This window comes from Gottfriedia sp. NPDC057948, from assembly GCF_042887255.1.
GTDB lineage: Bacteria > Bacillota > Bacilli > Bacillales > Bacillaceae_G > Gottfriedia.
Genome location: NZ_JBHVPN010000002.1, coordinates 140,866 through 166,911 on the forward strand (window position 1 = coordinate 140,866; position 26,046 = coordinate 166,911).

At 34.9% G+C, this 26,046-nt stretch carries 21 protein-coding genes; 20 read left to right on the forward strand and 1 reads right to left on the reverse strand.

Annotation, left to right across the window (positions count from 1 at the left end):
- The first annotated feature begins 123 nt into the window (after positions 1 to 123).
- The 6 genes from ACFVRR_RS04635 to ACFVRR_RS04660 all read left to right on the forward strand — a co-directional run bounded on the left by ACFVRR_RS04635 (position 124) and on the right by ACFVRR_RS04660 (position 11,219).
- Positions 124 to 2,232, forward strand: a complete 2,109-nt coding sequence (locus ACFVRR_RS04635) for a (Fe-S)-binding protein (protein WP_387325257.1) — start codon at positions 124 to 126, stop codon at positions 2,230 to 2,232.
- Positions 2,233 to 2,401: 169 nt separating this feature from the next.
- Entirely contained in the window at positions 2,402 to 3,583 is a 1,182-nt protein-coding gene (locus tag ACFVRR_RS04640) for an acetyl-CoA C-acetyltransferase (RefSeq protein WP_387325259.1), read from the forward strand.
- A 404-nt stretch (positions 3,584 to 3,987) separates the two neighbouring features.
- Positions 3,988 to 5,118, forward strand: coding sequence for an acyl-CoA dehydrogenase (locus tag ACFVRR_RS04645; protein ID WP_387325261.1), 1,131 nt, complete (start codon positions 3,988 to 3,990; stop codon positions 5,116 to 5,118).
- 129 nt (positions 5,119 to 5,247) lie between these two features.
- Entirely contained in the window at positions 5,248 to 8,487 is a 3,240-nt protein-coding gene (gene icmF, locus ACFVRR_RS04650) for a fused isobutyryl-CoA mutase/GTPase IcmF (RefSeq protein WP_387325263.1), read from the forward strand.
- 267 nt (positions 8,488 to 8,754) lie between these two features.
- Entirely contained in the window at positions 8,755 to 9,303 is a 549-nt protein-coding gene (rpoE, locus tag ACFVRR_RS04655; protein ID WP_387325264.1) for a DNA-directed RNA polymerase subunit delta, read from the forward strand.
- A gap of 314 nt (positions 9,304 to 9,617) precedes the next feature.
- Positions 9,618 to 11,219 (forward strand): CTP synthase, encoded by a 1,602-nt coding sequence (locus ACFVRR_RS04660; RefSeq protein WP_025671028.1) that lies wholly within the window; start codon positions 9,618 to 9,620, stop codon positions 11,217 to 11,219.
- Between the two features lie 70 nt (positions 11,220 to 11,289).
- Here the strand turns inward: ACFVRR_RS04660 and ACFVRR_RS04665 are convergent, their stop codons facing one another.
- Positions 11,290 to 11,814 (reverse strand): DUF2529 family protein, encoded by a 525-nt coding sequence (locus ACFVRR_RS04665; RefSeq protein ID WP_387325267.1) that lies wholly within the window; start codon positions 11,812 to 11,814, stop codon positions 11,290 to 11,292.
- A gap of 201 nt (positions 11,815 to 12,015) precedes the next feature.
- Between ACFVRR_RS04665 and ACFVRR_RS04670 the strand changes: the two genes are divergently transcribed.
- From ACFVRR_RS04670 to ACFVRR_RS04735, 14 genes are all read left to right on the forward strand, one after another.
- A complete protein-coding gene (locus ACFVRR_RS04670) occupies positions 12,016 to 12,393 on the forward strand; it encodes a response regulator (RefSeq protein WP_025671030.1) in 378 nt (125 codons plus the stop codon).
- Between the two features lie 294 nt (positions 12,394 to 12,687).
- Positions 12,688 to 13,542, forward strand: a complete 855-nt coding sequence (locus ACFVRR_RS04675) for a class II fructose-bisphosphate aldolase (RefSeq protein WP_069033722.1) — start codon at positions 12,688 to 12,690, stop codon at positions 13,540 to 13,542.
- 438 nt (positions 13,543 to 13,980) lie between these two features.
- Positions 13,981 to 15,279, forward strand: a complete 1,299-nt coding sequence (locus ACFVRR_RS04680; protein WP_335448680.1) for a UDP-N-acetylglucosamine 1-carboxyvinyltransferase — start codon at positions 13,981 to 13,983, stop codon at positions 15,277 to 15,279.
- 72 nt (positions 15,280 to 15,351) lie between these two features.
- Complete coding sequence (gene glpX, locus ACFVRR_RS04685; RefSeq protein WP_056469239.1) at positions 15,352 to 16,317, forward strand: class II fructose-bisphosphatase; 966 nt, start codon at positions 15,352 to 15,354, stop codon at positions 16,315 to 16,317.
- A gap of 354 nt (positions 16,318 to 16,671) precedes the next feature.
- On the forward strand, positions 16,672 to 17,946 hold the full coding sequence (gene rho / locus ACFVRR_RS04690; protein ID WP_387325271.1) for a transcription termination factor Rho: 1,275 nt from the start codon (positions 16,672 to 16,674) through the stop codon (positions 17,944 to 17,946).
- A 159-nt stretch (positions 17,947 to 18,105) separates the two neighbouring features.
- Positions 18,106 to 18,351 carry a type B 50S ribosomal protein L31 gene (locus ACFVRR_RS04695; protein WP_025671035.1) on the forward strand — a complete coding sequence of 82 codons (246 nt, stop codon included), beginning with the start codon at positions 18,106 to 18,108 and terminating at the stop codon, positions 18,349 to 18,351.
- Between the two features lie 210 nt (positions 18,352 to 18,561).
- Complete coding sequence (locus ACFVRR_RS04700) at positions 18,562 to 19,176, forward strand: thymidine kinase (RefSeq protein ID WP_387325274.1); 615 nt, start codon at positions 18,562 to 18,564, stop codon at positions 19,174 to 19,176.
- 229 nt (positions 19,177 to 19,405) lie between these two features.
- On the forward strand, positions 19,406 to 20,473 hold the full coding sequence (prfA, locus tag ACFVRR_RS04705) for a peptide chain release factor 1 (protein ID WP_025671037.1): 1,068 nt from the start codon (positions 19,406 to 19,408) through the stop codon (positions 20,471 to 20,473).
- On the forward strand, positions 20,473 to 21,333 hold the full coding sequence (prmC, locus tag ACFVRR_RS04710) for a peptide chain release factor N(5)-glutamine methyltransferase (protein WP_387325277.1): 861 nt from the start codon (positions 20,473 to 20,475) through the stop codon (positions 21,331 to 21,333). Before prfA ends, prmC begins: the two co-directional genes overlap by 1 nt.
- Positions 21,334 to 21,470: 137 nt before the next feature.
- Positions 21,471 to 22,376, forward strand: coding sequence for an ATP-grasp domain-containing protein (locus tag ACFVRR_RS04715; protein ID WP_387325280.1), 906 nt, complete (start codon positions 21,471 to 21,473; stop codon positions 22,374 to 22,376).
- On the forward strand, positions 22,373 to 23,230 hold the full coding sequence (locus ACFVRR_RS04720; RefSeq protein ID WP_387325283.1) for an ATP-grasp domain-containing protein: 858 nt from the start codon (positions 22,373 to 22,375) through the stop codon (positions 23,228 to 23,230). Before ACFVRR_RS04715 ends, ACFVRR_RS04720 begins: the two co-directional genes overlap by 4 nt.
- 183 nt (positions 23,231 to 23,413) lie before the next feature.
- Positions 23,414 to 24,220: a stage II sporulation protein R gene (spoIIR, locus tag ACFVRR_RS04725; protein ID WP_387325285.1), complete on the forward strand. Its 807-nt coding sequence runs from the start codon at positions 23,414 to 23,416 to the stop codon at positions 24,218 to 24,220.
- Positions 24,221 to 24,278: 58 nt separating this feature from the next.
- The gene (locus ACFVRR_RS04730) at positions 24,279 to 24,737 is read left to right on the forward strand and encodes a GNAT family N-acetyltransferase (protein WP_097974871.1); all 459 of its coding nucleotides are present in this window, start codon (positions 24,279 to 24,281) and stop codon (positions 24,735 to 24,737) included.
- A 106-nt stretch (positions 24,738 to 24,843) separates the two neighbouring features.
- Positions 24,844 to 25,887: an L-threonylcarbamoyladenylate synthase gene (locus ACFVRR_RS04735; RefSeq protein WP_387325288.1), complete on the forward strand. Its 1,044-nt coding sequence runs from the start codon at positions 24,844 to 24,846 to the stop codon at positions 25,885 to 25,887.
- The last annotated feature ends 159 nt before the right edge of the window (positions 25,888 to 26,046 follow it).

Consider the following 26,046-nt stretch of genomic DNA (forward strand, 5'->3'; position numbering starts at 1 on the left):
TTGACTGAATAGTCATTCATAATATAATTAAATTATATATTTTCTGAATATTATTATGGTTATAAATTTTTAAACAGTAAGCGTTTTCTTTTATAGCCGGGAAAATTGGGGGAGGAATACATCATGAATCATGCACTTTTGTATTTGAACGCACTAGGGTTTGTGGCAATTACAGTTTATGCAATTTATTTATTCATTTACCTGATTCAAACAAGACTTGCCTACATCAAATTAGGTAAAAAAGAAGAATTTGAAAGAAATTTGAAAGAACGTCTTCGAAAAATTTGGGTCAATGTTTTTGGACAAAAAAAGCTATTGAAGGATAAGAAAAGTGGATTTATTCATTTGTTATTCTTTTATGGATTCATTTTAGTTCAAGCAGGGGCTTTAGACTTTATTATAAGAGGTCTTGTTCCTAGCGCACATTTACCTCTTGGACCTTTGTATGGTGCATTTACATTTTTTGAAGAAATCATTGCGTTACTAATATTGGTGGCAGTTGTTTGGGCCTTCCATAGACGATATATTGAAAAGTTAGTTCGACTAAAAAGAGGTTGGAAAAGCGGTTTAGTTCTTATTTTTATTGGTTTATTAATGTTATCAACACTATTTGGTAATGGCATGGGAATCATTTGGCATGGTGAAGCAACGAGCTTCCACGAACCAATCGCATCATTAATTGCAACGATTTTTAATGGTATTAGTAAGCCTTTATCCATTTCGTTATTTTATGTTGCTTGGTGGACTCACTTAATTTCACTTTTAACGTTCTTAGTATATGTACCTCAATCAAAACACGCACACTTACTTGCTGGTCCAGCGAACGTGTATTTTAATCGTTTAACGAAAGCAGGAAAATTAGAAAAAATAGATTTTGAAGATGAAACACAAGAGACATTTGGTGTTGGAAAAATCAGCGACTTCCGTCAATCACAGTTAATTGACTTATACGCTTGTGTAGAATGTGGTCGTTGTACGAATGTATGTCCAGCTACTGCAACTGGAAAAATGCTGTCACCGATGGATTTAATTTTAAAACTTCGTGATCATTTAACTGAAACAGGGGCTGTTGTAACGTCTCGTGCACCTTGGGTTCCAACAGTTGCATTTTCTAAAACAAAAGGAAATCAATTAGCATTTGCTTCACAAGGAAAACAAGAATCAGCAGCAACATTAGAATATAGTCCAAGTTTAATTGGTGACGTAATTACTGAGGAAGAGATTTGGGCATGTACAACTTGTCGTAACTGTGAAGATCAATGTCCAGTAATGAATGAGCATGTTGAAAAGGTAATTGATTTACGTCGTTATTTAGTTTTAACAGAAGGTAAGATGCAACCTGATGCTCAACGTGCAATGACAAATATCGAACGTCAAGGAAACCCATGGGGATTAAATCGTAAAGACCGTGAAAACTGGAGAGAACTTGACGAAAGTATCCATATTCCAACTGTAAAAGAAGCTCAGAAAGCTGGAGAAGAAATTGAGTACTTATTCTGGGTTGGTGCAATGGGTTCATATGATAACCGTAGCCAAAAAATCGCATTAGCATTTGCGAAACTAATGAATGAAGCTGGAGTTAAGTTTGCAATTTTAGGTAATAAAGAGAAAAATTCTGGCGATACACCTAGACGATTAGGCCAAGAATTCTTATTCCAAGAGTTAGCAAGTAATAATATCGCAGAAATTGAAAAAGCGGGAGTAACTAAATTAGTAACAATTGACCCACATGCTTATAACACATTTAAAAATGAATATCCTGATTTTGGTTTATCAATAGAAGTTTATCATCATACAGAATTATTATCTCAATTGGTTAAAGAAGGTAAGTTAAAGCCGGTTCATCAAGTAAATGAAGTGATTACTTACCATGATTCATGCTATTTAGGTCGATACAATGAAGTTTATGAAGCTCCTAGGGATATTCTTCGTGCCATTCCTGGTGTCAAACTAGTTGAAATGGAGCGTAAGCGTGAAACAGGTATGTGCTGTGGAGCGGGTGGAGGATTAATGTGGATGGAAGAGCATGTTGGTAATCGTATTAATGTAACACGTACTGAACAAGCACTTGCAGTTAGTCCAAATGTAATTGGAACAGGTTGTCCGTATTGCTTAACAATGCTATCAGATGGAACAAAAGCAAAAGAAGTAGAAGAGAATGTTAAAACACTAGATATAGCAGAGCTTTTAGAGTTATCGATTTTTGGTGACAAACAAAACCAAGCTTCATAAAAGTTCTATAACTTTTCAATCTTCATAAAATAGCAATGAAAGGTGTGCAACTTGTACACCTTTCAGACTGCCTGGCAACGTTTTAAACCGCCTTTTATTTAGTGAATTGATTGATTATAGGATTTTATTATAGAGGAGAAATAGATCAAACTTTAAGGGGGAAAATGGGATGAGTAAAACAGTTATAGTAAGTGCAGTTCGTACACCAATCGGACGTTTTGGAGGTGCTTTAAAGGGCTTTACTGCTGCCCAGTTAGGTGGTATCGCAATTAAAGAGTCATTGAACCGTGTTAACCATCCATTAGAAATGATTGATGATGTAATAATGGGAACAGTTTTACAAGGTGGACAAGGACAATTACCTTCAAGACAAGCACTTCGTAATGCAGGATTACCTTGGGAAACAAGATCAGAAACAATAAATAAAGTATGTGCATCTGGTATGCGTAGTGTTATGCTTTCTGATTTATTGATTCGATCTGGCGAAAGTAAACGGATTGTTGCAGGTGGAATGGAATCCATGAGTAATACACCTTATTATCAAACCTCTATAAGATGGGGAAATAAAATGGGGAATACAGAGTTAAAAGATGGTCTTCTAGTAGATGGTTTAACTTGTTCATTTACTGGTGTTCATATGGGTACATATGGAAGTGAAGTTGCTAAAATTGAAGACATATCTCGTGAGCAACAAGACGAGTGGGCACTTCGTAGTCAACAACTTGCGGTTGAATCAATTAAAACAGGTAAATTTGAAGAAGAGATTGTATCGATTGAGTCCGTTGGTAAAAAAGGAGTCGTAACCAAAATAGAAGTAGACGAGTGTCCAAGGGAAGATACTACGATTGAAAAACTAGCTAAGCTATCACCAGCATTTGATCGCGACGGAACAATCACAGCTGGAAATGCACCTGGATTAAATGACGCAGGTGCAGCACTTTTATTAATGAGTGAGGAAGAAGCAAAACTAAATGGCTACTTACCTTTAGCTACAATCGTTGCAACAGAATCAATGGCTGTAGAAGCAAAGGACTTCCCTAGAACTCCAGCATATGTCATTCAAAAATTATTACAAAAAACAAATAAAAAGATGTCAGATATAGACTTATTTGAAATTAACGAAGCATTTGCAGCAGTAGTTTTAGCAAGTGCGAAAATAGCGGATATACCTTTAGAAAAAATAAATGTAAATGGTGGAGCTATTGCTCTAGGGCATCCAATTGGAGCAAGTGGTGCAAGAATCATCGTAACTTTAATTAATGCTTTAAAAGCAAGAGGCGGAGGCCTAGGAATTGCTGCAATCTGCAGCGGCGGTGGTCAAGGAGATGCAGTCTTAGTAGAAGTACGATAAGAGGGGAAAGTAAGAATAGCAGGGTATGGGAAGAGCAGGAAAGGTATGAAGGGAAATATATCCTTCTGTCTAAGTACTGCCTCCCTTAAGCTGTTATTTTTTTTGCTTTTCTACTTTTGCCTTTTAACTTGATCTTGTTTTTCCTTCCTTCCAGACTTAAAAATTTTTCTACAAAAAATAACAGGAATTTTCAGATTTTTGTCTAATATTATACGAAGTAGACTATCTTTTTAGTTAAAGTACAAAATATTTTGTTAACGCTTACAAAAATCGACAAAAACAACATGGCAGTGATCAGGGAGCAATTTTGTTAAGGGGAATAGGATATAAAATAATTATCTTTAATTAAAACCTCTTATTTGATTGTGCTCCTTGTCCTAGCAAAAAATCGGGGGAAATGATCTATGCAATTTCGTTTAAGTGAAGAACATGAAATGATTCGTAAAATGGTAAGAGATTTTGCTAGAAATGAGGTTGCTCCGTCAGCTGCTGAGCGTGATGAGCATGAAAAATTTGATCGTTCAATTTTTGATCAAATGGCTGAGTTGGGATTAACAGGTATTCCATTCCCAGAGGAATATGGTGGAATCGGTAGTGATTATTTAGCTTACGTTATCGCGGTTGAAGAGCTTTCTAGAGTTTGTGCTTCAACGGGTGTAACTTTATCGGCTCACACTTCATTAGCTAGTTGGCCGATATATAAATTTGGTACGGAAGAACAAAAACAAAAATTCTTAAAACCGTTAGCACAAGGTACAAAAATTGGTGCTTATGGATTAACTGAACCAGGATCTGGATCAGATGCTGGTGGTATGAGAACGACTGCTAGAAAAGAAGGTAACGAATATATATTAAATGGTTCAAAAATATTTATTACTAACGGTGGAGAAGCGGAAATTTACGTAGTATTTGCGGTGACTGATCCTACAAATAAACACGGTGTTTCTGCATTTATCGTTGAAAGTGATACACCAGGTTTTTCAGTTGGTAAGAAAGAAAGTAAATTAGGTATTCGTTCATCACCAACAACTGAAATTATCTTTGAAGAATGCCGTATCCCAGCAAAAAACCTATTAGGTGAAGAAGGTAAAGGATTTAAAGTTGCGATGCAAACTCTTGATGGTGGTAGAAATGGAATCGCTGCTCAAGCAGTAGGTATTGCACAAGGTGCTTTAGATGCGTCAGTTGATTATGCTAAAGAGCGTGTTCAATTTGGTAAACCAATTATTGCTCAACAAGGTGTCTCATTTAAACTTGCTGATATGGCTACAAGTATCGAAGCTTCTCGTCTATTAACTTATCAAGCTGCATGGTTAGAATCTAATGGACTTCCATATGGTAAGGAATCTGCTATGTCTAAATTACTTGCAGGAGATACTGCGATGAAGGTTACAACAGAGGCAGTACAAGTTTTTGGTGGTTATGGATATACGAAGGATTATCCGGTGGAACGATTTATGAGAGACGCTAAAATCACTCAAATCTATGAAGGAACACAAGAAATTCAAAGACTAGTAATCTCAAGAATGCTATAAAAAATAGTATTTATTCTTCTATTCGCATTACGAATGATTAGGATCGCGCTTGGTACAAGGAATAGGGTAGCCCTTTACCAAGTTTTCTTTTACAAAAAAAGGCAATTATAATTCTGGGGGATGATTAGTATGGTAGAAAAGTATCAAGCTAAGCACAAGATTCGTTTCGTTACTGCATCAAGCTTATTTGATGGCCATGACGTGTCAATCAATATGATTAGAAGATTATTGCAAGAAAATGGTGTTGAAGTTGTTCATTTAGGCCATAACCGCTCTGTTGAAGAAATTATTAACGCAGCAATTCAAGAGGATGTACAAGGTATTTCAATTTCTTCCTACCAAGGTGGACATATGGAGTACTTTAAATATATGTACGACTTGCTTCAAGAAAGAGGCGCTTCTCACATCAAGTTATTTGGAGGCGGCGGTGGCGTAATTCTGCCGAAAGAGCAAGAGGAGCTAGAAGAATACGGGATTACTAAAATCTATTCACCTGAAGATGGCCGTATAATGGGACTTCAAGGAATGATTAATCATATGTTACAAAGCACAGATTTTCTTCCGCCATTGAAGGACTTAGAAAACGTTCAAAAACTAACTGCTACAAATCATAAAGAAATTGCTAGATTTATTACATTAGCTGAAAATAAAGGTTCTCTAGATTCAAGCTTAGAGATGGCCGCAACATTAGAAAAATCAGAAACTAGTAAAAGTGTAGTAATTGGTATGACTGGTACTGGTGGAGCGGGTAAGAGTTCATTAACAGATGAGCTAGTACGCCGTTTTATTCAAGAGTTTCCAGAAAAAACAATCGGTATTGTTTCAATTGACCCAACAAAACGTAAAACAGGTGGGGCATTATTAGGTGATCGTATTCGTATGAATTCAATTCACCATCCAAATGTGTATATGAGAAGTTTAGCTACTCGAGATAGTCAATCTGAAATCTCAAATGCATTAGAGGATACTATTTCAATCTTAAAATCAGCTGATTTTGACGTTATTTTTGTTGAGACAAGTGGTATAGGTCAAGGTGACGCTGCAATTACTCAGTACAGTGATATTCATCTGTATGTTATGACTAGTGAATTTGGAGCACCTTCTCAATTAGAAAAAATTGATATGATTGACTTTGCTGATTTGATTGCAATTAATAAATTTGAACGTCAAGGCTCAGAAGATGCATTACGTCTTGTTCAAAAACAATATCAACGTAGTCGCCATCTTTTCCATGATGATATCGCTACAATGCCTGTATACGGAACAATAGCTAGCCAATTCAATGATGCAGGAACTAATAATTTATTTTTAGCTTTAACAAAATCAATTGAAAAACACACTACAAATGAGTGGAATACGACATATATTAAGCCGGGTAACGTGGAGAAACAACATGTCATTATTCCAAGTAATCGTCGTTTCTATTTAAGAGAAATTGCAGAAACTGTAAGAAACTATCACGAAAATACTGAAGTTGAGGCAGCAAAAGCTTCAAAGCTTTATCAAATTGAAGGAACACTGTCTGAAATAGAGTCACTAAATATTGAAGATGCAAAAAATACACTAGTAGATTTGAAAAATAAATTTGAAGAATCTCTTGCTCCATCTACAAAACAAGCTCTTAATCATTTTAAATTGATTAAGGAAGCATATTCACAAGATCAACTAATTCAAAAAATTAGAGATAAAGAAATTAAAATTGAATTAACAACGACAACTTTATCGGGTACAAAAATACCGAAAGTATCTGTACCTACTTATCGAGATTATGGAGATTTATTAAGATGGATAGCGAAAGAAAACGTGCCTGGATATTTCCCATTTACAGCGGGAGTATTCCCATTCAAGCGTCAAGATGAAGATCCGAAGAGACAATTTGCTGGTGAGGGACCTCCAAGCAGAACGAATAAACGATTCCACTATCTATGTGAGAATGACCCAGCTAAACGTTTAAGTACAGCATTTGATTCAGTAACTCTATATGGAGAAGACCCAGCAATTCGTCCTGATATTTTTGGGAAAATTGGTGAGAGTGGAGTAAATGTATGTACTTTAGATAATATGATTGAACTTTATAATGGTTTTGACTTATGTAGTCCTTCAACATCTGTTTCTATGACAATTAATGGTCCAGCACCAATTATTTTAGCTATGTTTTTAAATACTGCTATCCATCAACAAGTTGAAATAAAAGAAAAAGAATTTGGCCGAATTTTAACTGTTGAAGAATTCACAGAAATCAAGCGAGTAACTTTACAAAAAGTTCGTGGTACTGTTCAAGCTGATATTTTAAAAGAGGATCAAGGGCAAAATACATGTATTTTCTCAACAGAATTCGCTTTAAAAATGATGGGCGATATTCAACAGTATTTTATTGATAATAGTGTTCGTAATTATTATTCAGTTTCTATTTCTGGATACCATATTGCTGAAGCTGGAGCAAATCCAATTTCACAACTTGCATTCACTTTATCAAATGGATTCACTTACGTTGAATATTATTTAAGTCGAGGAATGATAATTGATGATTTTGCACATAATTTATCGTTCTTCTTTAGTAATGGACTTGATGCAGAGTACTCAGTAATAGGCCGTGTAGCGAGAAGAATTTGGGCTGTTACGATGAAAGAAAAATATGGTGCATCTGAACGTAGTCAAAAACTTAAATACCATGTCCAAACATCTGGTCGCTCATTACATGCTCAAGAGATGGCATTTAATGATATCCGTACAACGTTACAAGCATTACTGGCTTTATATGATAACTGTAACTCACTTCATACAAATGCATATGATGAGGCTGTTACAACTCCTACTGAGGAATCTGTGCGTCGTGCAATGGCGATTCAGCTTATTATTCAAAAGGAAAATGGTCTATCGAAAAATGAAAATCCAATCCAAGGATCATTTATCATTGAGCAGCTGACAGATTTAGTAGAAGAAGCAGTCTTAAAAGAGTTTGAGAGAATCAGTGACCGTGGTGGCGTATTAGGTGCGATGGAGCTTCAATATCAACGTGGCAAAATTCAAGAAGAGTCACTTTATTATGAAACACTTAAACATAATGGTGATCTTCCAATTATAGGAGTAAACTCTTACATCAATCCGAACGAACAAATGGAATCAATTAATACAATGGAAATCGCTAGATCAAGCTACGAAGAAAAACAATCGCAAATTGATCATGTCGAACAATTCCAAGTGAAACATAAATCAGAAGCACAGGTTGCTTTAGAACAATTAAAACAGGTTGCTCGTCAAAATGGCAATTTATTCGAAGAGCTAATGAATACTGTTCGCGTTGCTAGTTTAGGGCAAATTACTCAAGCATTATATGAAGTAGGCGGACAATACCGTAGAAATATGTAAAAAGAATTTTTAAAAGCCGTTTGTCCTGCTTTAAGACAGCAAAAGCGGCATGTGACTGAAGTTAGGTAGAATGGGCGTCTTTTAGGCGCTCATTTTACTATTTTCGCGAAAAATTAATCTAATATTGAAAAATATAGACAAGGTGCTAGCATATTTAACTTAGTTTTGTTTATAATGAAAGATATGTATTTTATAGCTAACTAGTAAAATTTATACATAATGTTATTAAATTATGGTGAAAATATTATTTTTAAAGGAGTGCTTACCTTGAGTTTAAAGCAATACTCGGAAGAGCAATTAAAAGAATTATCGCTTATTGAAATGGCATATGAACTATTTTCTGAAACAAAGGAACCTATTTCTTTTTATGATTTAGTTGACCAAATGGCAACAGTTTTAGGTGTAACTAGAGAGGCACTATTAGAAAAACTTCCTCAATTTTATACAGAATTAAATATTGATGGCCGTTTCGTATGTTTAGGTGAAACTCGTTGGGGATTACGTGCTTGGTATCCATATGATCAAGCTGAAGAAGAAGTATTACCTGTTGCAAAACCTAAGAAGAAACGTAAACAATTGGAAGAAGAAGATGAGTTCGAAGATTATGACGCATCTGAAGAAGATGAGTTTGAAGAAGAAGAACTTGAATTAGACGAGATAGATGAAGATCTAGTTGATGATGATGAAACTGATGAGTTTGATGACGAAGAAATCGATGAAGACGATGAAGACATTGAAATCGATGATGAAGATTTAGAGCTAGAAGATGAAGAAGAAGAAGAATTAGATGAATTTGAAGAGGAAGAAGAACGATAAGTTCTTGACTTTTAAGTACTGAATGAGTAGAATTCTTATTGGGCTCTTTAAAAAGAACGAAATATATTTTGACGCTCCCTATTTTAATAGGGGGCGTCTTTGTTTTTTTACAAATAATTAATGTAATAAAACAATAAATGAAATGTTTGCTTTAGATTCAAATGTTAAAAATTTGCATGAAACAACCCAATTTTGGATGACAATAAAGCATGCATACAAAATGTTATTAAATTAATTTTTTATAAAGGTTTAGCTTTGTAATTTCTTGTAAGGAAAAATAAAATACGAATGCTAAAAATGAAAGGGGCTCAATTATGACAAAGTATATTTTTGTAACAGGTGGCGTAGTTTCTTCTCTTGGTAAAGGGATTGTTGCAGCATCTTTAGGACGACTTCTAAAAAACCGAGGATTAAATGTAACGATTCAAAAATTCGATCCGTACATTAACTTAGATCCAGGAACAATGAGTCCTTACCAACATGGTGAAGTTTTCGTTACAGATGACGGTGCAGAAACAGACTTAGACTTAGGTCATTATGAAAGATTCGTTGATATTAACGTTACTAAATTCAACAATGTAACTTGTGGTAAAGTTTATTCTACGGTATTACAAAAAGAACGTCGTGGAGATTACTTAGGAGGAACTGTACAAGTTATCCCACATATTACAAATGAGATTAAGGATAAAGTTTTCCGTGCGGGTCGCGAAACGAATGCTGATGTTGTTATCACTGAGATCGGTGGAACAGTTGGTGATATCGAGTCATTACCTTTTATCGAAGCTATTCGTCAAATTAAAGGCGACGTAGGTCGTGACAACGTAATGTATGTTCACTGTACACTTCTACCTTATATTAAAGCTGCTGGTGAGTTAAAAACAAAACCAACACAACACAGTGTAAAAGAACTTCGTAGTATTGGTATTCAACCAAATGTGATCGTATTACGTTCAGAAACATCTGTACCACAAGAAATGAAAGATAAAATTGCTCAATTCTGTGATGTAGATGCTAAAGATGTAATTGAATGTGTAGATGCAGATACTCTTTACGAAATCCCATTAGCATTACAAGCTCAAGGATTAGACAGTATCGCATGTAATCATTTAAAACTACAAACAAATGAAGCAGATATGACAGAGTGGATTTCATTAGTGGACAAAGTTAAAAACTTAACTAAATCAACAAAAATCGCTCTTGTTGGTAAATATGTAGAATTACAAGATGCTTATATTTCAGTAGCAGAAGCATTAAAGCACGCAGGTTATGCTTTTGATAGCGAAATTGAAATTAAATGGATTAATGCAGAAGAAGTTACATCAGCTAATGTAAATGAACTTTTAAGCGATGTAGATGGAATTCTTGTACCAGGTGGATTCGGTGACCGTGGTGTAGAAGGAAAAATCTTAACTGCACAATTTGCTCGTGAAAATAACGTACCATTCTTAGGAATTTGTTTAGGTATGCAAATTGCGTCAATTGAATTTGCTAGAAATGTTCTAGGTTTGAAAGGTGCTCACTCGGCTGAAATCGATCCTACTACTAACTATCCAATTATTGATCTATTACCAGAACAAAAAGATGTAGAAGATTTAGGTGGAACATTACGATTAGGCTTATATCCATGTAAATTAGTTGAAGGTTCAAAAGCATATGAAGCTTACGGAGATGAAGTTGTTTACGAACGTCACCGTCATCGTTATGAGTTCAATAATGAATACCGTCAACAAATGGAACAAGAAGGATTTATCTTCTCAGGTACTAGCCCTGATGGTCGTTTAGTAGAAATTATTGAGTTGCCAAATCATCCATGGTTTGTAGCTTCTCAATTCCACCCAGAGTTTATTTCTCGTCCAAATAGACCACAACCATTATTCAGAGATTTTGTAGGAGCATCACTACAAAACCGAGGTTAAGGAAATAAAAAACACCCAACAGATTTTATTAAAATCGTGTTGGGTGTTTTTGTTATTTTAGAATTATTTTTCAGTCGAAATCTGATAGGATTTCACTCATTGTAAGTAGTAAGCAATGATAAATAAATAATCCTGTAAGTAGGGTAGGTAAACAGATTCGGTCTCCCTCGTCAGTTGGAACAAGCTTTCTTGTTAATTCATAGTTAATAAATACATCAGCTAGTTCTGATAAATGGTCTTCTCCATTGATCGTGGTAGAGACGATCACTAATCCGATGTTTGATTCTGATAGTTTCTTTGCAAGAAAAATAGCCTCTTGGTCATCCGTCTGTCTTGTAAATAATAGTACTCGATCTACTGGAGATAATGACTGGATATCGCCGTTAATTAACAAAGGTTTAATGGAGTCGTTTCGTTCTGCTCCATCAGTTATTTCTGAAACGATACCAGCGAATTCTTTAGTGCCATGAACATATACGCATCCTTCGCCTATAACTGCCTGAGCTAGAAAGCGTGAAGCATCTTCAAATACTTCCTCTTTGTTAACTATTTTTTGAAATACTCCATTCAATTGTGTCGAAAAAATTTTTAACATTAAGTAATATCCCCTCTTATAAAAGTATGGTCTAACCATTATACTGTAATTTAGATAGATACAAAAAATTTAAAAAAGTAATTTTTTGTAAATTTTTTCAAACGTATGCAGGAAAAAAGGTTTTTAAGTAGAATGTAAAAATTTAGGGGAATTTGTATTTTTTTAAGTAAGGTTATCTGGTTTAGAAAGGTGGTACTATTTTTGGGAAGTAAATTACTTATAGTAGACGATCAGTACGGAATTCGTTTGCTTTTACACGAAATTTTCAAAAAAGAAGGCTATGAGGTATTTCAGGCAGCTAATGGTTTTCAAGCAATTGATATTGTAGTGAAGGATTGTCCCGACTTAGTTATTCTTGATATGAAAATACCAGGTATGGACGGAGTGGAGATTCTTAAGCGAATCAAAGAAATTAATAAAGATATTAAAGTTATTTTGATGACGGCTTATGGTGAACTCGATATTATCGAAGAAGCTAAAAAATTAGGAGCACTACAGTATTTTCCAAAACCATTTGATATTGATGAAATTAAAAAGGTTGTTAGAGAACATACTTCACAACCACAATCTCAGCAGTAAAATAGCAGATGGGTAGCGGACCATCTGCTTTTATTTTTCTTTTAAAAATGTAAGCGTTTTCGGAAATTGTGGATAAAATCGGTTGAAATATCTTATGAATGTCCAAAATGTTACGAAAAAACGAACATTAGATGATATTTGTTGTGTTTTCATTTCATTTTTTGTATTCTTAGGTTGTGATAAAAATACCTTATAATTTACATAATATAGAACAATTTGTAGCATTATATTCTTGTTAGTAAAATTATGGGTGCAGATTAATTTTCATAAAAGAGTATATAAGGAGGGCTTAAAATGCCTTTAGTATCTATGACTGAAATGCTTAATAAAGCAAAAGAAGGTAAATACGCTGTTGGTCAATACAATATTAATAACTTAGAGTGGACTTTTGCTATTCTTACTGCAGCTGAAAAAGAACAATCACCTGTAATTCTTGGTGTTTCTGAAGGTGCAGCTAAATACATGGGTGGATTTAATACTGTTGTAAAGATGGTAGAAGGTTTATTAATCGATTTAAAAATTACTGTACCTGTAGCAATTCATCTTGATCACGGTTCAAGCTTCGAAGCATGTAAAGCTGCAATCGACGCTGGATTTACTTCAGTTATGATTGATGCTTCTCACGATCCATTTGAACAAAACGTTGAAACAACTAAAAAAGTTGTAGACTACGCTCACTCTCATGGTGTATCTGTAGAAGCTGAATTAGGAACTGTAGGTGGACAAGAAGATCACGTTGTTGGAGACATTATTTATGCAGACCCAGCAGAGTGTAAAGAACTAGTTGAGCGTACTGGCATTGATTGCTTAGCTCCAGCTTTAGGTTCTGTTCATGGACCATACAAAGGTGAACCGAAATTAGGTTTCGACGAAATGGAACAAATCGGTAACGAGACTAATGTACCATTAGTTTTACACGGTGGAACTGGAATCCCAACTGAACAAATTCAAAAAGCAATCGCTCGTGGTACTGCAAAAATTAACGTAAACACTGAGAACCAAATTGCTTTCAATAAAGCTGTACGTGAATTTGTTGCAAATGATCAAAAACAATACGATCCACGTAAAGTTCTTGGACCAGGTCGCGAAGCAATTATCGCAACAGTAGCTGGCAAAATCCGTGAGTTCGGTACTAGCAACAAAGCGTAATATTTTAAGTTTTTTAGCTTAAAATATGATATATTATAATAAATTAAGCCGTCTAAATTATGTTTAGACGGTTTTCTTGTTTAACAAAGCCGTTTTTAGCAATAAATTTATAAGTTTTTTCATTTAGACTTGAAGATATAAGCTAATAATGATTAGAATTAGTATAGGTCTAGTTAAGAATTTACCAAATATCTATTTCTACTTTATTAACTAATTAAGATTTATTTAAAGGTTTTACTGAACTTTTATTGAAATTCAAGATATTGTAATTAACCAATCCGAAGCAAAAGTCTTTATATTAGACTGTGGCTCTCGTATAAACTAAGATTAGAGAAGTAGAATTTTGGAGAAAATAGGTAGATACTATTCGACGGTTGAGAAGTTTTAAAACTTTACTTCTCTACTATTTTCTTCTGCTCATTTAGAAGGGAGTATACTATGGAAAAGCTTGTATTAGAAGGCGGTATACCTTTAAAAGGAACAATTCGTGTTAGCGGTGCCAAAAATAGTGCAGTGGCTTTAATCCCAGCAACTATCTTAGCAAGCTCACCTGTAACACTTGAAGGAGTTCCTTCTATTTCAGATGTTCAAACACTATGTGACCTTTTAGAGGAAATAGGTGGTCAAGTTGAAATATCTGATGAAAAAATAATGATTGATCCAACAAATATGGTTGCAATGCCACTTCCAAGTGGGAAGGTAAAAAAATTGCGAGCGTCTTATTATTTAATGGGTGCAATGTTAGGTAGATTTAAGCAAGCGGTTATAGGCTTACCAGGTGGATGTTACCTTGGACCAAGACCTATTGATCAACACATAAAAGGTTTTGAAGCTTTAGGTGCAAAAGTAACAAATGAGCAAGGTGCAATTTATTTAAGGGCAGAAGAACTAAAGGGTGCACGTATATACTTAGATGTAGTGAGTGTTGGTGCAACGATTAATATCATGTTAGCAGCTGTTTTAGCAAATGGTAGAACCGTTATTGAAAACGCTGCAAAAGAGCCTGAGATTGTCGATGTAGCTACTTTATTAACAAGTATGGGTGCTAAAATTAAAGGTGCAGGTACTGATGTAATTCGAATAGATGGAGTAGAATCACTATCTGGCTGCACACATACAATTATCCCTGATCGCATTGAAGCAGGAACTTATGCAATATTAGCTGCTGCAACTGTGCAAGAAGGGGACAAGGTTATTGTAGATAATGTTATTCCACACCATTTGGAATCACTTATAGCGAAAATGAGAGAAATGAATATAGATATTGATACGAATGACGATCAAATTATCGTTTCAGGATCAAATAGAGAACTAAAATCAGTAGATATCAAAACTTTAGTTTATCCAGGGTTTCCAACTGACTTACAGCAGCCGTTTTCAGTGCTGTTAACGAAGGCAAATGGGACAGCCGTTATTACTGATACAATTTATGGTGCAAGATTTAAGCATATTGATGAGCTTAGAAGAATGAGTGCAACGATTAAAGTCGAAGGTAGTACAGCTATTATTTCCGGACCTTCACAGTTACAAGGCGGCCGTGTTAAAGCAAGTGATTTACGTGCTGGAGCAGCTTTAGTTATAGCAGGCCTAATTGCAGAAGGTAAAACAGAACTAACTGGATTAGAGCATGTTGATAGGGGATATGAGGATTTAGTAGAAAAGCTTTTAGGATTAGGAGCTAATGTATGGCGTGTTCAACTAACTAGTCAAGAAGTTGAACAATTGAAAAATGCGTAAGATTGGGTGTCTATATACTCCAGTTTAACATAATTAAGATAGTTTTCATTTACATCAAAGGGGGAGTTTTGAATGGAAAGAAGTTTATCAATGGAGTTAGTACGTGTTACTGAGGCAGCGGCACTAGCATCTGCAAAATGGATGGGTTTAGGTAAAAAGGATGAAGCAGACGATGCTGCTACAACAGCAATGCGTGACGTATTTGATACGATTCCTATGAAGGGAACAGTTGTAATTGGAGAAGGGGAAATGGACGAGGCTCCAATGCTTTATATCGGTGAGAAGCTTGGTAATGGTTATGGTCCAAGAGTAGACGTAGCAGTTGATCCACTTGAAGGTACTAATATCGTGGCATCTGGTGGATGGAATGCTTTAGCAGTTATTGCAATTGCTGACCATGGTAATTTATTGCATGCTCCTGATATGTACATGGAGAAACTTGCAGTAGGACCTGAAGCGGTTGGTAAAGTTGATATCAATGCATCTGTTCTTGAGAACTTAACAGCTGTAGCAAAAGCAAAAGGAAAAAATATTAATGAAGTCGTTGCAACAGTATTAAATAGAGAACGTCATGCGAAGTTAATTGAAGAAATTCGCTCAGCAGGTGCTCGAATTAAACTAATTAACGATGGTGATGTTGCGGGTGCAATTAACACAGCTTTTGATCACACAGGTGTTGATATTTTATTTGGAAGCGGTGGAGCGCCAGAAGGAGTTATCGCTGCAGTTGCTTTAAAATGCTTAGGTGGAGAACTTCAAGGGAAGTTATTACCTCAAAATGAAGAAGAAATCGAACGTTGCAAACGCATGGGTATAGAAGATCCAAACCGTATATTATATATGGACGATTTAGTTAAGGGTGACGACGCAATTTTTGCTGCAACTGGTGTAACTGATGGAGAATTACTAAAAGGTGTACAATACAAAGGGAATGTAGGTTCTACGCAATCATTAGTTATGCGTGCTAAATCAGGAACTGTTCGTTTTGTAGATGGACGTCACAGCCTAAACAAAAAACCAAATCTAGTTATTAAATAATCAAACGGCTTAAAAGCTTGGTTTTGATGAGGGTTAGTAATGAATTAAATTCTTTGTTAACGAAATCAAAATCTAGATATTAATTTAGTAGAATAATGACTCTTCCCTTTATTTACCAAGGGGAAGAGTCATTAAATAGTTTAGTCGAAAAATAGTTGGCATAAAAAACTCTTTCGAATTATAATCTCAATAGATAGTAAACCTATTAATTCTAATTACTTAGAATATTTTTAGGGGAAAAGGTTACACTAAAGAGTAATACTTTATGTAAGTTTCCTTCAAAAAACCTTCTAAATAACCTTCCGAATTAAGAAAACCCTAATTTGAACGAATAAAAGTAAAGAGTGGTGTTATATGAGTTTAACAATCTCTGCATTAGAAAACATGAAATTAAAAGATTTGTATGAACACGCGAAGGTAATGAAAATTTCGTATTACAGCAAATTAACGAAAAAAGAACTTATTTTTGCAATCCTAAAAGCGCAAGCGGAAAAAGATGGATTAATGTTCATGGAAGGTGTACTAGAAATTATCCCTTCAGAAGGATATGGATTCTTACGTCCAATTAATTATTCACCTAGTTCAGAAGATATTTATATTTCTGCATCTCAAATTCGTCGTTTTGATATGCGAAATGGTGATAAGGTATCAGGAAAAGTACGCCCACCGAAGGAAAATGAAAGATACTTTGGTCTACTTCAAGTAGAAGCAGTTAATGGAGACGATCCTGAGAATGCTAAAGAACGTGTTCACTTCCCGGGATTAACTGCATTATATCCAAATAGACAAATGAAGCTTGAAACATCTCCTGCTAAGTTTTCTACAAGAATTATTGATATGATCGCCCCAGTAGGATTTGGTCAACGTGGTTTAATTGTTGCCCCTCCAAAAGCCGGTAAGACTGAGTTATTAAAAGAAATTGCAAATAGCATCACAACAAATCACCCAGAAGCTGAACTAATTGTATTGCTAATTGATGAGCGACCAGAAGAGGTAACGGACATTGAACGTTCTGTAAAAGGAGATGTTGTAAGTTCGACTTTCGACGAAACTCCTGATAGTCATATAAAGGTTGCTGAATTAGTATTAGAACGCGCTATGAGACTAGTAGAGCACAAGAAAGATGTAATTATTTTAATGGATAGTATTACTAGGCTTGCTCGTGCGTATAATTTAGTTATTCCACCAAGTGGTCGTACGTTATCAGGTGGTATTGATCCTGCTGCATTCCATAGACCAAAACGTTTCTTCGGTGCTGCACGTAATATCGAAGAAGGTGGAAGTTTAACGATTTTAGCAACAGCTCTAATCGACACTGGCTCACGTATGGATGATGTTATTTATGAGGAATTTAAAGGTACAGGTAATATGGAGCTTCACTTAGATCGTTCATTAGCTGAACGCCGTATCTTCCCAGCAATTGACATTCGTCGTTCTGGAACACGTAAAGAAGATCTATTAATACCAAAAGATCATCTGGACAAGCTATGGTTAATGCGAAAAACAATGTCAGATATTCCAGACTTTGTTGAACGTTATTTCAGAATGATGCGTCAAACGAAAACAAATGAAGATTTCTTCAATACGATGACTGAAGAAAGTAGAAAAACGCCAGTCTCTAATAAATAGTTGGAAGATATAAGCAATCTCAAAGAGAAATAGTGGGTTGCATTCTCCCGGGTTAGTTGCTATAATTTCATTTGTATGTGAAATGTAAATTATGTGGTATACACATGGTTTCTTATAACTCTGATTTCAAGGATTTCAGGGCGGAAGGAGATGAAAGACATGAAAGCGAATATTCATCCTAATTACAAGAAAGTAGTGTTTATGGATATTAACACTGGTTTCAAATTCTTAAGCGGATCAACAAAATATTCTAACGAAACAATCGAATGGGAAGATGGCGAAACGTACCCTCTAATCAAAGTTGAGGTTTCTTCTGATTCTCACCCATTCTACACTGGACGTCAGAAATTTGCTAACGCTGCAGGACGTGTTGAACGTTTCAACAAAAAATACGGCCTTAAGTAATATTGATGAAAAGCAGGCGAGTTATTGCTACTTTGCCTGCTTTTTTTACGCATTTATAGTCAAATAACATATAACTCTAATTCAATTTAGTGAATTTTTATATAAATACTAAAAGATACTTACATGAATTATAAATACTGCTGAATTAACAGCCGTTTAAAATAAATAATAAAATAGTCTTCGTACTGATCTAGAAAGGTGAGACACATAATGTTCTTTATGATGAAAAAAAATGGTTGGATTGAAATGATTTGCGGAAGTATGTTTTCTGGAAAATCAGAGGAACTAATTCGCCGTGTTCGTCGTACGCAGTTTGCTAAACAAAGCTGTGTTACATTCAAGCCATCAATTGATAATCGATACAGTGAAGTAGAAGTGGTGTCTCACACAGGAATGAAAGTACCTGCTTATGCAGTAACACACTCATCACATATTCTTAAATACGTAACAGAAGAAGTTGAAGTTGTTGCAATCGACGAGATTCAATTCTTTGATGATGAAATAGTTATGGTAGTTCAACAACTTGCTAACTCTGGAAAACGTGTGATTTGTGCAGGTTTAGACCAGGATTTTAGAGGCTTACCATTTGGTAGAGTACCAGAAATATTATCAATTGCAGAACATGTAACAAAATTAAACGCAGTTTGCGCTTCATGCGGCTCACCTGCAAGTAGAACTCAAAGATTAATAAATAATAAACCAGCTTTATTTGAAGACCCTATTATTTTAGTAGGTGCATCTGAATCATACGAACCAAGATGTCGTCACTGTCACGAAGTACCAACGAAAACAGTTCAACCAGCACTTCAAAGTCAGAACGATTAATTTTATAGTAGGTTGAAAATTAGCTATTAAGACCATATACTAAGAAATGTGGAGAAAGCTTGCTCAGCTCTAAATGGAATATGATCGAAAAGCTAGTTTCGGAAAAAGATAATTATAATTGTGGATAAAGTGTTTTAGGCGCTTTTACCTTAGAATTTAGAATTAAAGAAGCGATTCAGAATCGCTTCTTTCGATATATATTTAAGACGAAAATGTCGAGGTGAAAATTATGTTTGATCGATTACAAGCTGTAGAGGATCGCTATGATAGATTAAACGATTTACTTAGTGACCCGGAAATTATAAACGATTCAAAAAAGTTACGTGAATACTCAAAAGAACAGTCAGACATACAAGAAACAGTTGATGTATACCGTCAATACAAATCAGTTAAAGAGCAAATTAAAGATGCAAAAGCTATGCTTGAAGAGAAGCTTGATGCTGATATGCGCGAAATGGTTAAAGAAGAATTAAATGATTTGGAAAACGAATCAAAGGATCTAGAAGAACGTTTAAAAATCCTTTTAATTCCAAAAGATCCTAACGATGATAAAAACGTTATCGTTGAGATTCGTGGTGCTGCGGGCGGTGACGAAGCTGCATTATTTGCTGCTACATTATATCGTATGTACAGCCGTTTTGCTGAGGTTAACGGATGGAAAACAGAAATCATTGAAGGTAACTATACAGAACTAGGTGGATTTAAAGAGGTTATCTTTATGATCAATGGTAAAGGTGCATATTCAAAACTAAAATTTGAAAATGGTGCACACCGTGTTCAACGTGTTCCTGAAACAGAATCAGGTGGTCGAATTCATACTTCAACTGCAACTGTAGCAGTTTTACCTGAAGCTGAAGAAGTTGAAATTGAAATTCATGAAAAAGATATTCGTGTAGATACATTTGCATCAAGTGGTCCTGGTGGTCAATCAGTAAATACAACGATGTCTGCAGTGCGTTTAACTCATATTCCTACAAATACTGTTGTATCATGTCAGGATGAAAAATCACAAATTAAGAATAAAGAAAAAGCGATGAAGGTTCTTCGCGCTAGGGTTTACGATAAATTCCAAAGAGAAGTACAAGCAGAATACGATCAAAATCGTAAGCAAGCTGTAGGTACAGGTGATCGTTCTGAACGTATCCGTACGTATAACTACCCACAAAACCGTGTAACTGACCACCGAATTGGATTAACAATTCAAAAGCTTGATCAAATCGTTGAAGGTAAAATCGACGAAATTATTAATGCGTTAATTATGGATGATCAAGCAAAACGCATGGAACAAAGTCAATAATGACAACAAAGATATATGAAGCCCTAAAATGGGCTTCTTCTTTTTTACAAGAACACGGTCGTGATGAAAATGTGGGTGAAATTGTATTAAAACATATTTTGGACTACAATCGAACAGAATTATTGCTAAATATGAGAGAAGATTTAGAAGAGCATCATTGGATGGAGTTTAAAGAATTGGTCCATAAGCACATAGATGGCCAACCAATCCAATATTTAATAGGATATGAATACTTTTATGGCCGAAAGTTCTTCGTTAATGAAGAAGTACTAATTCCAAGACCAGAAACAGAGGAGTTAGTGGAAGGGGTACTGCATCGTATTCAAAAGCATTGGAAAAATACAGACCAACTTGAACTAGTAGATGTAGGTACTGGCAGTGGGGCGATTGCAATCTCACTTGCGCTTGAAAATAAACAATTAACAGTTCATACAGTTGATATTGCAGAAGAATCTATCCAAGTTGCTAAACAAAATGCACAAGAGTTACAGGCGAATGTCCACTTTATTCACAATGATTTACTGAATTACTTTATCGATGAAAATAAGACAGTTGATATTGTTGTATCAAATCCGCCGTATATTCCGCATGAGGATTGGTTGGGTTTAGATGAAGTAGTTAAGGATCATGAACCATACCGTGCTTTAGTAGGTGGCGAAGATGGTCTTGATTTTTACCGTCGTTTTGCAAATGACTTACCTAAAGTATTAAAAGAAAAATCACTGGTTGCATTTGAAGTAGGTGTCAATCAAGGTGAACAGGTTGCAGACATTTTAAGGAAAGCTTATCCGAATTCAAATGTTGAAGTAGTTTTCGATATTAATGGCAAAGACCGTATGGTTTATATGGTAAATGGCTAATTTAAATAGTGAATCGTAATGATATGACTAGAAAAAGTCTATGTATTACGATTCTTTTTTTTGTGTTAAAGTTGTAAAAGATGAGGGGAAATTTCAATCAAGAAAAAATAAAAACATTACGAAAGAAGATAGTTAGAATGAAAAAGTTTAAAGGATGGATTGTATTTAATGGTCATATTACAGCTACAAAATTTACTGAACTTTTCGAATGGTTACAAGATACAGCAATCGTAAAAGGAATAGATGTTTCTTTAGTTAAACATTATGAACTAATCCCAGTAATCGAAAAGGGTCAAGCGATTTTAAAAGGGAAATTCGCGAATGAGAAACCTGATTTTGTAATTTTTTGGGACAAGGATGTTCATTTAGCAAGGCATTTAGAAAATATGGGGCTAAAATTATATAATTCTGCGAGAACAATTGAAGTTTGTGATGATAAGGCATTAACTTTTCAGGCATTATCGAACTTCGATATACCTATGCCAAAAACAATTACGGCTCCGCTATTGTTCCCTAATTGTGATTTAACAAACTATGATTTTTACGATGAAGTCATACAGGAATTAGGTTTTCCTTTAATTATAAAAGAGTCATTTGGTTCATTCGGTAGACAAGTTTATTTAGTTGAGAATAGAGAAGATTTTTTTAAGAAGGTAGACGAACTAAAGCACAAACCACATATTTATCAAGAGTTTATAGAATCAAGTAGAGGGACTGATATTCGCATCCAAGTAGTAGGTAAACAAGTAGTAACAGCAGTGTTAAGAAAATCAGAATCAGATTTTCGTGCAAATGTTACAAACGGTGGAAAAATGTATAAGTATGAGCCGACAGAAGACCAAATCAATTTAGCACTTAAATGCTCTGAAATAGTAGGAGCAGATTTTGCAGGGATTGACTTATTGTTTGGAGAAGACGGAAAAACATATATATGCGAGGTTAACTCAAACGCACATTTCAAAAATATTTATCTATGTACAGACGTGGATACAACGAAATATATTATTGATTATATTATCTGGGATTTGGAGAAAAACATATGATTGGTTGGCTAATTTATTCCGAAGCAGATGCAAAAAGAAACAGAACGTATATCGACTGGCTAGTAAGCGGAGCATTGGAAAATGGATTTGAGCTAAAGTTACTATATACAGAAGATATTGTAATAGGTATTCGAAACGGTGTTAATATACTTTACGATCAAGGTAAAGAATTAAGCAAACCGGCCTTTGTAATCATGAGGGCCATATCACAAATATTATCTTCTCACTTTGAAGAAATGGGGATCAGAACATTTAATAACCAGACGATTGCAACAATGGCCAACCACAAGTTTCTAACATACCAGAAGCTTTCTAGTCTAGGTATTCCAATGCTAGACACTTTGTATTATAAAAAAAGTACTATGACAAAATCCTTAGATACAGTCCAATTCCCTTGTGTGCTTAAGAATTGCACAGGAAGAGGGGGAAGCGAAGTATATTTTATAAATAATCAAGAAGAGTTACAGGAGATTGTGCAGAACTCAAATTTTGATGAACTATTAATTCAAAATGTTGCAGAGCAATTAGGTAAGGACTTACGAGTTTTCATTATCGGTAAAGAAATTATTGCAGCTGTTTTACGATATTCAGAAAAAGACTTTCGAGCGAATTTTTCTCTTGGTGGAGGCGCAATGCTTTACGAACTTTCCCAAAAGGAAAAAGAACTTATTCAGAAAATAGTCGATCACTTTGATTTCGACTTCGTGGGAATTGACTTCATGTTTGGTGCAAACAACCAATTGATCCTAAATGAAATTGAGGACGTAGTAGGAAGTAGAACATTATATACAGTATCAGATATAGATATTGTTTCGTTGTATATGGATTATATTAAAAAGCAGATAAACTGCTAGTGAAAAAAGATTTGTAAGATATCTTGGAAATAAAGAAAGCTTATTAGAAAACGAGTACCTTAAACTGGAAATCATCGTTTACTATCTAGTCTAATAACGAAGAATCTATTGAAAAAAATAGAATACTAGTGTTTAAGAAATAATCAAATTGTCTACACTGTTCCTAGAGGGATGGTGGAGAGAATGAAAACTAAAAATAAAACGAAAATAACATATAAAATTATTTCTTTATTTATCATATTATTGATTAGTTCATCAGTGTTACTGCCACTTAGAGATACAAATGCAAAAGGTAATGAAATGGTCGTAATTCCTAAGAAAGCTGTAAGACTACGAATTCTAGCAAATAGCGATTCTAGTGAAGATCAAGCTCTTAAACGTAAGGTTAGAGATGAAGTTAATGCTCAAATTAATACTTGGGTAAAAGATTTAACAACTTTCGAAGAGGGACAAAAGGTTATTAAAAGTCATATTCCTGACTTACAAAAAACGGTTGCACGTGTTATTAAAGAAGAAGGCTCAAATCAATCATTTACTATTAATTACTCAAAAAAAGTTAAATTCCCTACAAAATTATATGGTAGTTTCTTATATCCTGCAGGTGATTACGAAGCGGTTTTAATTAAACTTGGTGCAGGCCAAGGAGCAAACTGGTGGTGCGTATTGTTCCCACCATTATGTTTCCTAGATTTTTCAAACGGTGATGCAACTTTAAGTAAAGAGTCACTACAATCGCAACAAAAGGTAGAGCATGATACAAAAATCGAAAATGAACCAAAAACAGAGTTTAAAAAACAAGAAGCATTACGTTTAAGCAATGATGATTCTAATATTGCAACAAAACAAAACAATGAATCCTCTTTAGAGGATGATACTGAGGACAAGAGCAGTGAAGATGCGGTTGTGGCTTCTACTCTACCTGGTGATGAACCAAAAGATGAGATTAAGGTAGAGAGCTTCTTTGTACAAATGTTAAAGCAATTATTTTAGTTCTAGCAATCTCCCTATGCGCATAAAGTATTACAAGCATACTAGGGAGGTTTTTTTTATGAAAATACGTTCAGCGATTCAGGAAGACTTTGAAACAATTTTTTCATTCTTGGGACAAGCAGGATTATCTACAAACGGACTTGAGGAGCAACAAGAATCATTTTTCATAATGGAAGATGAGTTTGGGAAAGCACAAGCTGTAATAGGGTATGAACAAGATGGAGAAGAAGCGTTATTAAGATCACTAGTAGTTGCACCTACCATTTACTCACAGCATATGGTACTCTTTTTACAAAGTGTTCTTGATAAACTAAAAGAAGAAATGATTAGTAAAGTATATTTACTAACAAGACAGCATGTAGTTCAAGACTTATTCCTTTTACTAGGTTTTGGGCAAGTCGAACAGGAAAATGTTTCGAACAGTATTAAAGAAATGAAGCATTACCAAACTACTATTACGAATGAAGAAGTATTAGTTTACCAAAAAGAACTATACACAAAGTTATCCACAAATTAGCAAGTTTTGTCCACAATTTGTGGATAAAACTTGCTTTTCATTCTTTGGATAATGTCTAAATTTGTAAAATATACACTATTATTCACTCTAGAGAGAGGTGCTACGGATGGAAACGAAAATATGGTATGTGGATAATCCTGTGAATAAAGAAGAAGTTTACCCACAGATTGTGGATGCAGCAAAAAATTTACAGTTAGGACAAGTTGTCGCTTTTCCAACAGAAACGGTTTATGGGTTAGGGGCAAATGCTCTTTCAGATGAGGCGGTTCAACGAATCTTCCAAGCAAAAGGTAGACCAAGTGATAATCCCCTTATTGTACATATTGCCAACAAAGAACAGTTAGATAATCTAGTTGAAGAAATTCCATTAGATGCAAGAAAACTAATGGATGCTTTTTGGCCAGGACCATTAACGCTAATTTTAAAAAGTAAAAAACATATTTCAAAATATGTAACTGCAGGGTTATCCACTGTTGGAATAAGAATGCCTGATCATCCAGTTGCACTAGCGTTAATTGAGGCTTGTAATTTGCCAATAGCAGCACCAAGCGCAAATACTTCAGGCAAGCCTAGTCCAACTTCTGCTAAGCATGTATTTGAAGATTTAAATGGACGAATTGTAGGCATTGTAGATGGTGGTAGTACAGGAGTCGGAGTGGAATCGACAGTTATTGACTGTTCCCAAGATATTTTTACAATATTAAGACCAGGTAGTATTACGCCAGAAATGATCAAAGAAATAATTCCTACGGTGGAAGTAGATCCAGCAACTATGAAGGAAAATGAAGCACCAAAATCACCAGGGATGAAATATAAACATTATGCACCAGATGCTCAAATGCATCTTGTAAATGGAAGTATTGAATTTATGCACAAACTTATACACAATTCCAAAACAGAAGGAAAAAGAGTAGGGATATTAACAACCGAAGAAAATGCAACCAAATATAATGCAGATGTTGTTCTTATATGTGGAAAACGTAGTGACTTATCAACCGTAGCGGCAGCATTATATGATTGTATTCGTCAATTTAATGAAGAACATGTTGATATCATTTATTGTGAAACCTTCCCATATGAAGGAATTGGAATTGCCATTATGAATCGTCTGTGGAAAGCTTGTGGACATTCAGTTATACAGGAAAAATAATAGAACGGGCTTCTATTGTTTTCAGGTTAAACAAAGCCCAAAAAACTTGATTTTCAGACTGATTGCAAGCGCTTGTCTTTAGAGGCGCCAAGCTTGGCGAGCAGTCTCGAAAAATTTTATTAATTTCCCTCATATCATTTCTAGGACGTGCATATCTTT

Excerpts from the sequence above, each read along its gene's own strand:
- ACFVRR_RS04635 (WP_387325257.1), top strand. The coding sequence starts at position 124 with ATGAATCATGCACTTTTGTATTTGAACGCACTAGGGTTTGTGGCAATT.
- ACFVRR_RS04640 (WP_387325259.1), top strand. The coding sequence starts at position 2,402 with ATGAGTAAAACAGTTATAGTAAGTGCAGTTCGTACACCAATCGGACGT.
- ACFVRR_RS04645 (WP_387325261.1), top strand. The coding sequence starts at position 3,988 with ATGCAATTTCGTTTAAGTGAAGAACATGAAATGATTCGTAAAATGGTA.
- icmF (WP_387325263.1), top strand. The coding sequence starts at position 5,248 with ATGGTAGAAAAGTATCAAGCTAAGCACAAGATTCGTTTCGTTACTGCA.
- ACFVRR_RS04660 (WP_025671028.1), top strand. The coding sequence starts at position 9,618 with ATGACAAAGTATATTTTTGTAACAGGTGGCGTAGTTTCTTCTCTTGGT.
- ACFVRR_RS04665 (WP_387325267.1), bottom strand. The coding sequence starts at position 11,814 with ATGTTAAAAATTTTTTCGACACAATTGAATGGAGTATTTCAAAAAATA.
- ACFVRR_RS04675 (WP_069033722.1), top strand. The coding sequence starts at position 12,688 with ATGCCTTTAGTATCTATGACTGAAATGCTTAATAAAGCAAAAGAAGGT.
- ACFVRR_RS04680 (WP_335448680.1), top strand. The coding sequence starts at position 13,981 with ATGGAAAAGCTTGTATTAGAAGGCGGTATACCTTTAAAAGGAACAATT.
- glpX (WP_056469239.1), top strand. The coding sequence starts at position 15,352 with ATGGAAAGAAGTTTATCAATGGAGTTAGTACGTGTTACTGAGGCAGCG.
- rho (WP_387325271.1), top strand. The coding sequence starts at position 16,672 with ATGAGTTTAACAATCTCTGCATTAGAAAACATGAAATTAAAAGATTTG.
- ACFVRR_RS04695 (WP_025671035.1), top strand. The coding sequence starts at position 18,106 with ATGAAAGCGAATATTCATCCTAATTACAAGAAAGTAGTGTTTATGGAT.
- ACFVRR_RS04700 (WP_387325274.1), top strand. The coding sequence starts at position 18,562 with ATGTTCTTTATGATGAAAAAAAATGGTTGGATTGAAATGATTTGCGGA.
- prfA (WP_025671037.1), top strand. The coding sequence starts at position 19,406 with ATGTTTGATCGATTACAAGCTGTAGAGGATCGCTATGATAGATTAAAC.
- prmC (WP_387325277.1), top strand. The coding sequence starts at position 20,473 with ATGACAACAAAGATATATGAAGCCCTAAAATGGGCTTCTTCTTTTTTA.
- ACFVRR_RS04715 (WP_387325280.1), top strand. The coding sequence starts at position 21,471 with ATGAAAAAGTTTAAAGGATGGATTGTATTTAATGGTCATATTACAGCT.
- ACFVRR_RS04720 (WP_387325283.1), top strand. The coding sequence starts at position 22,373 with ATGATTGGTTGGCTAATTTATTCCGAAGCAGATGCAAAAAGAAACAGA.
- spoIIR (WP_387325285.1), top strand. The coding sequence starts at position 23,414 with ATGAAAACTAAAAATAAAACGAAAATAACATATAAAATTATTTCTTTA.
- ACFVRR_RS04730 (WP_097974871.1), top strand. The coding sequence starts at position 24,279 with ATGAAAATACGTTCAGCGATTCAGGAAGACTTTGAAACAATTTTTTCA.
- ACFVRR_RS04735 (WP_387325288.1), top strand. The coding sequence starts at position 24,844 with ATGGAAACGAAAATATGGTATGTGGATAATCCTGTGAATAAAGAAGAA.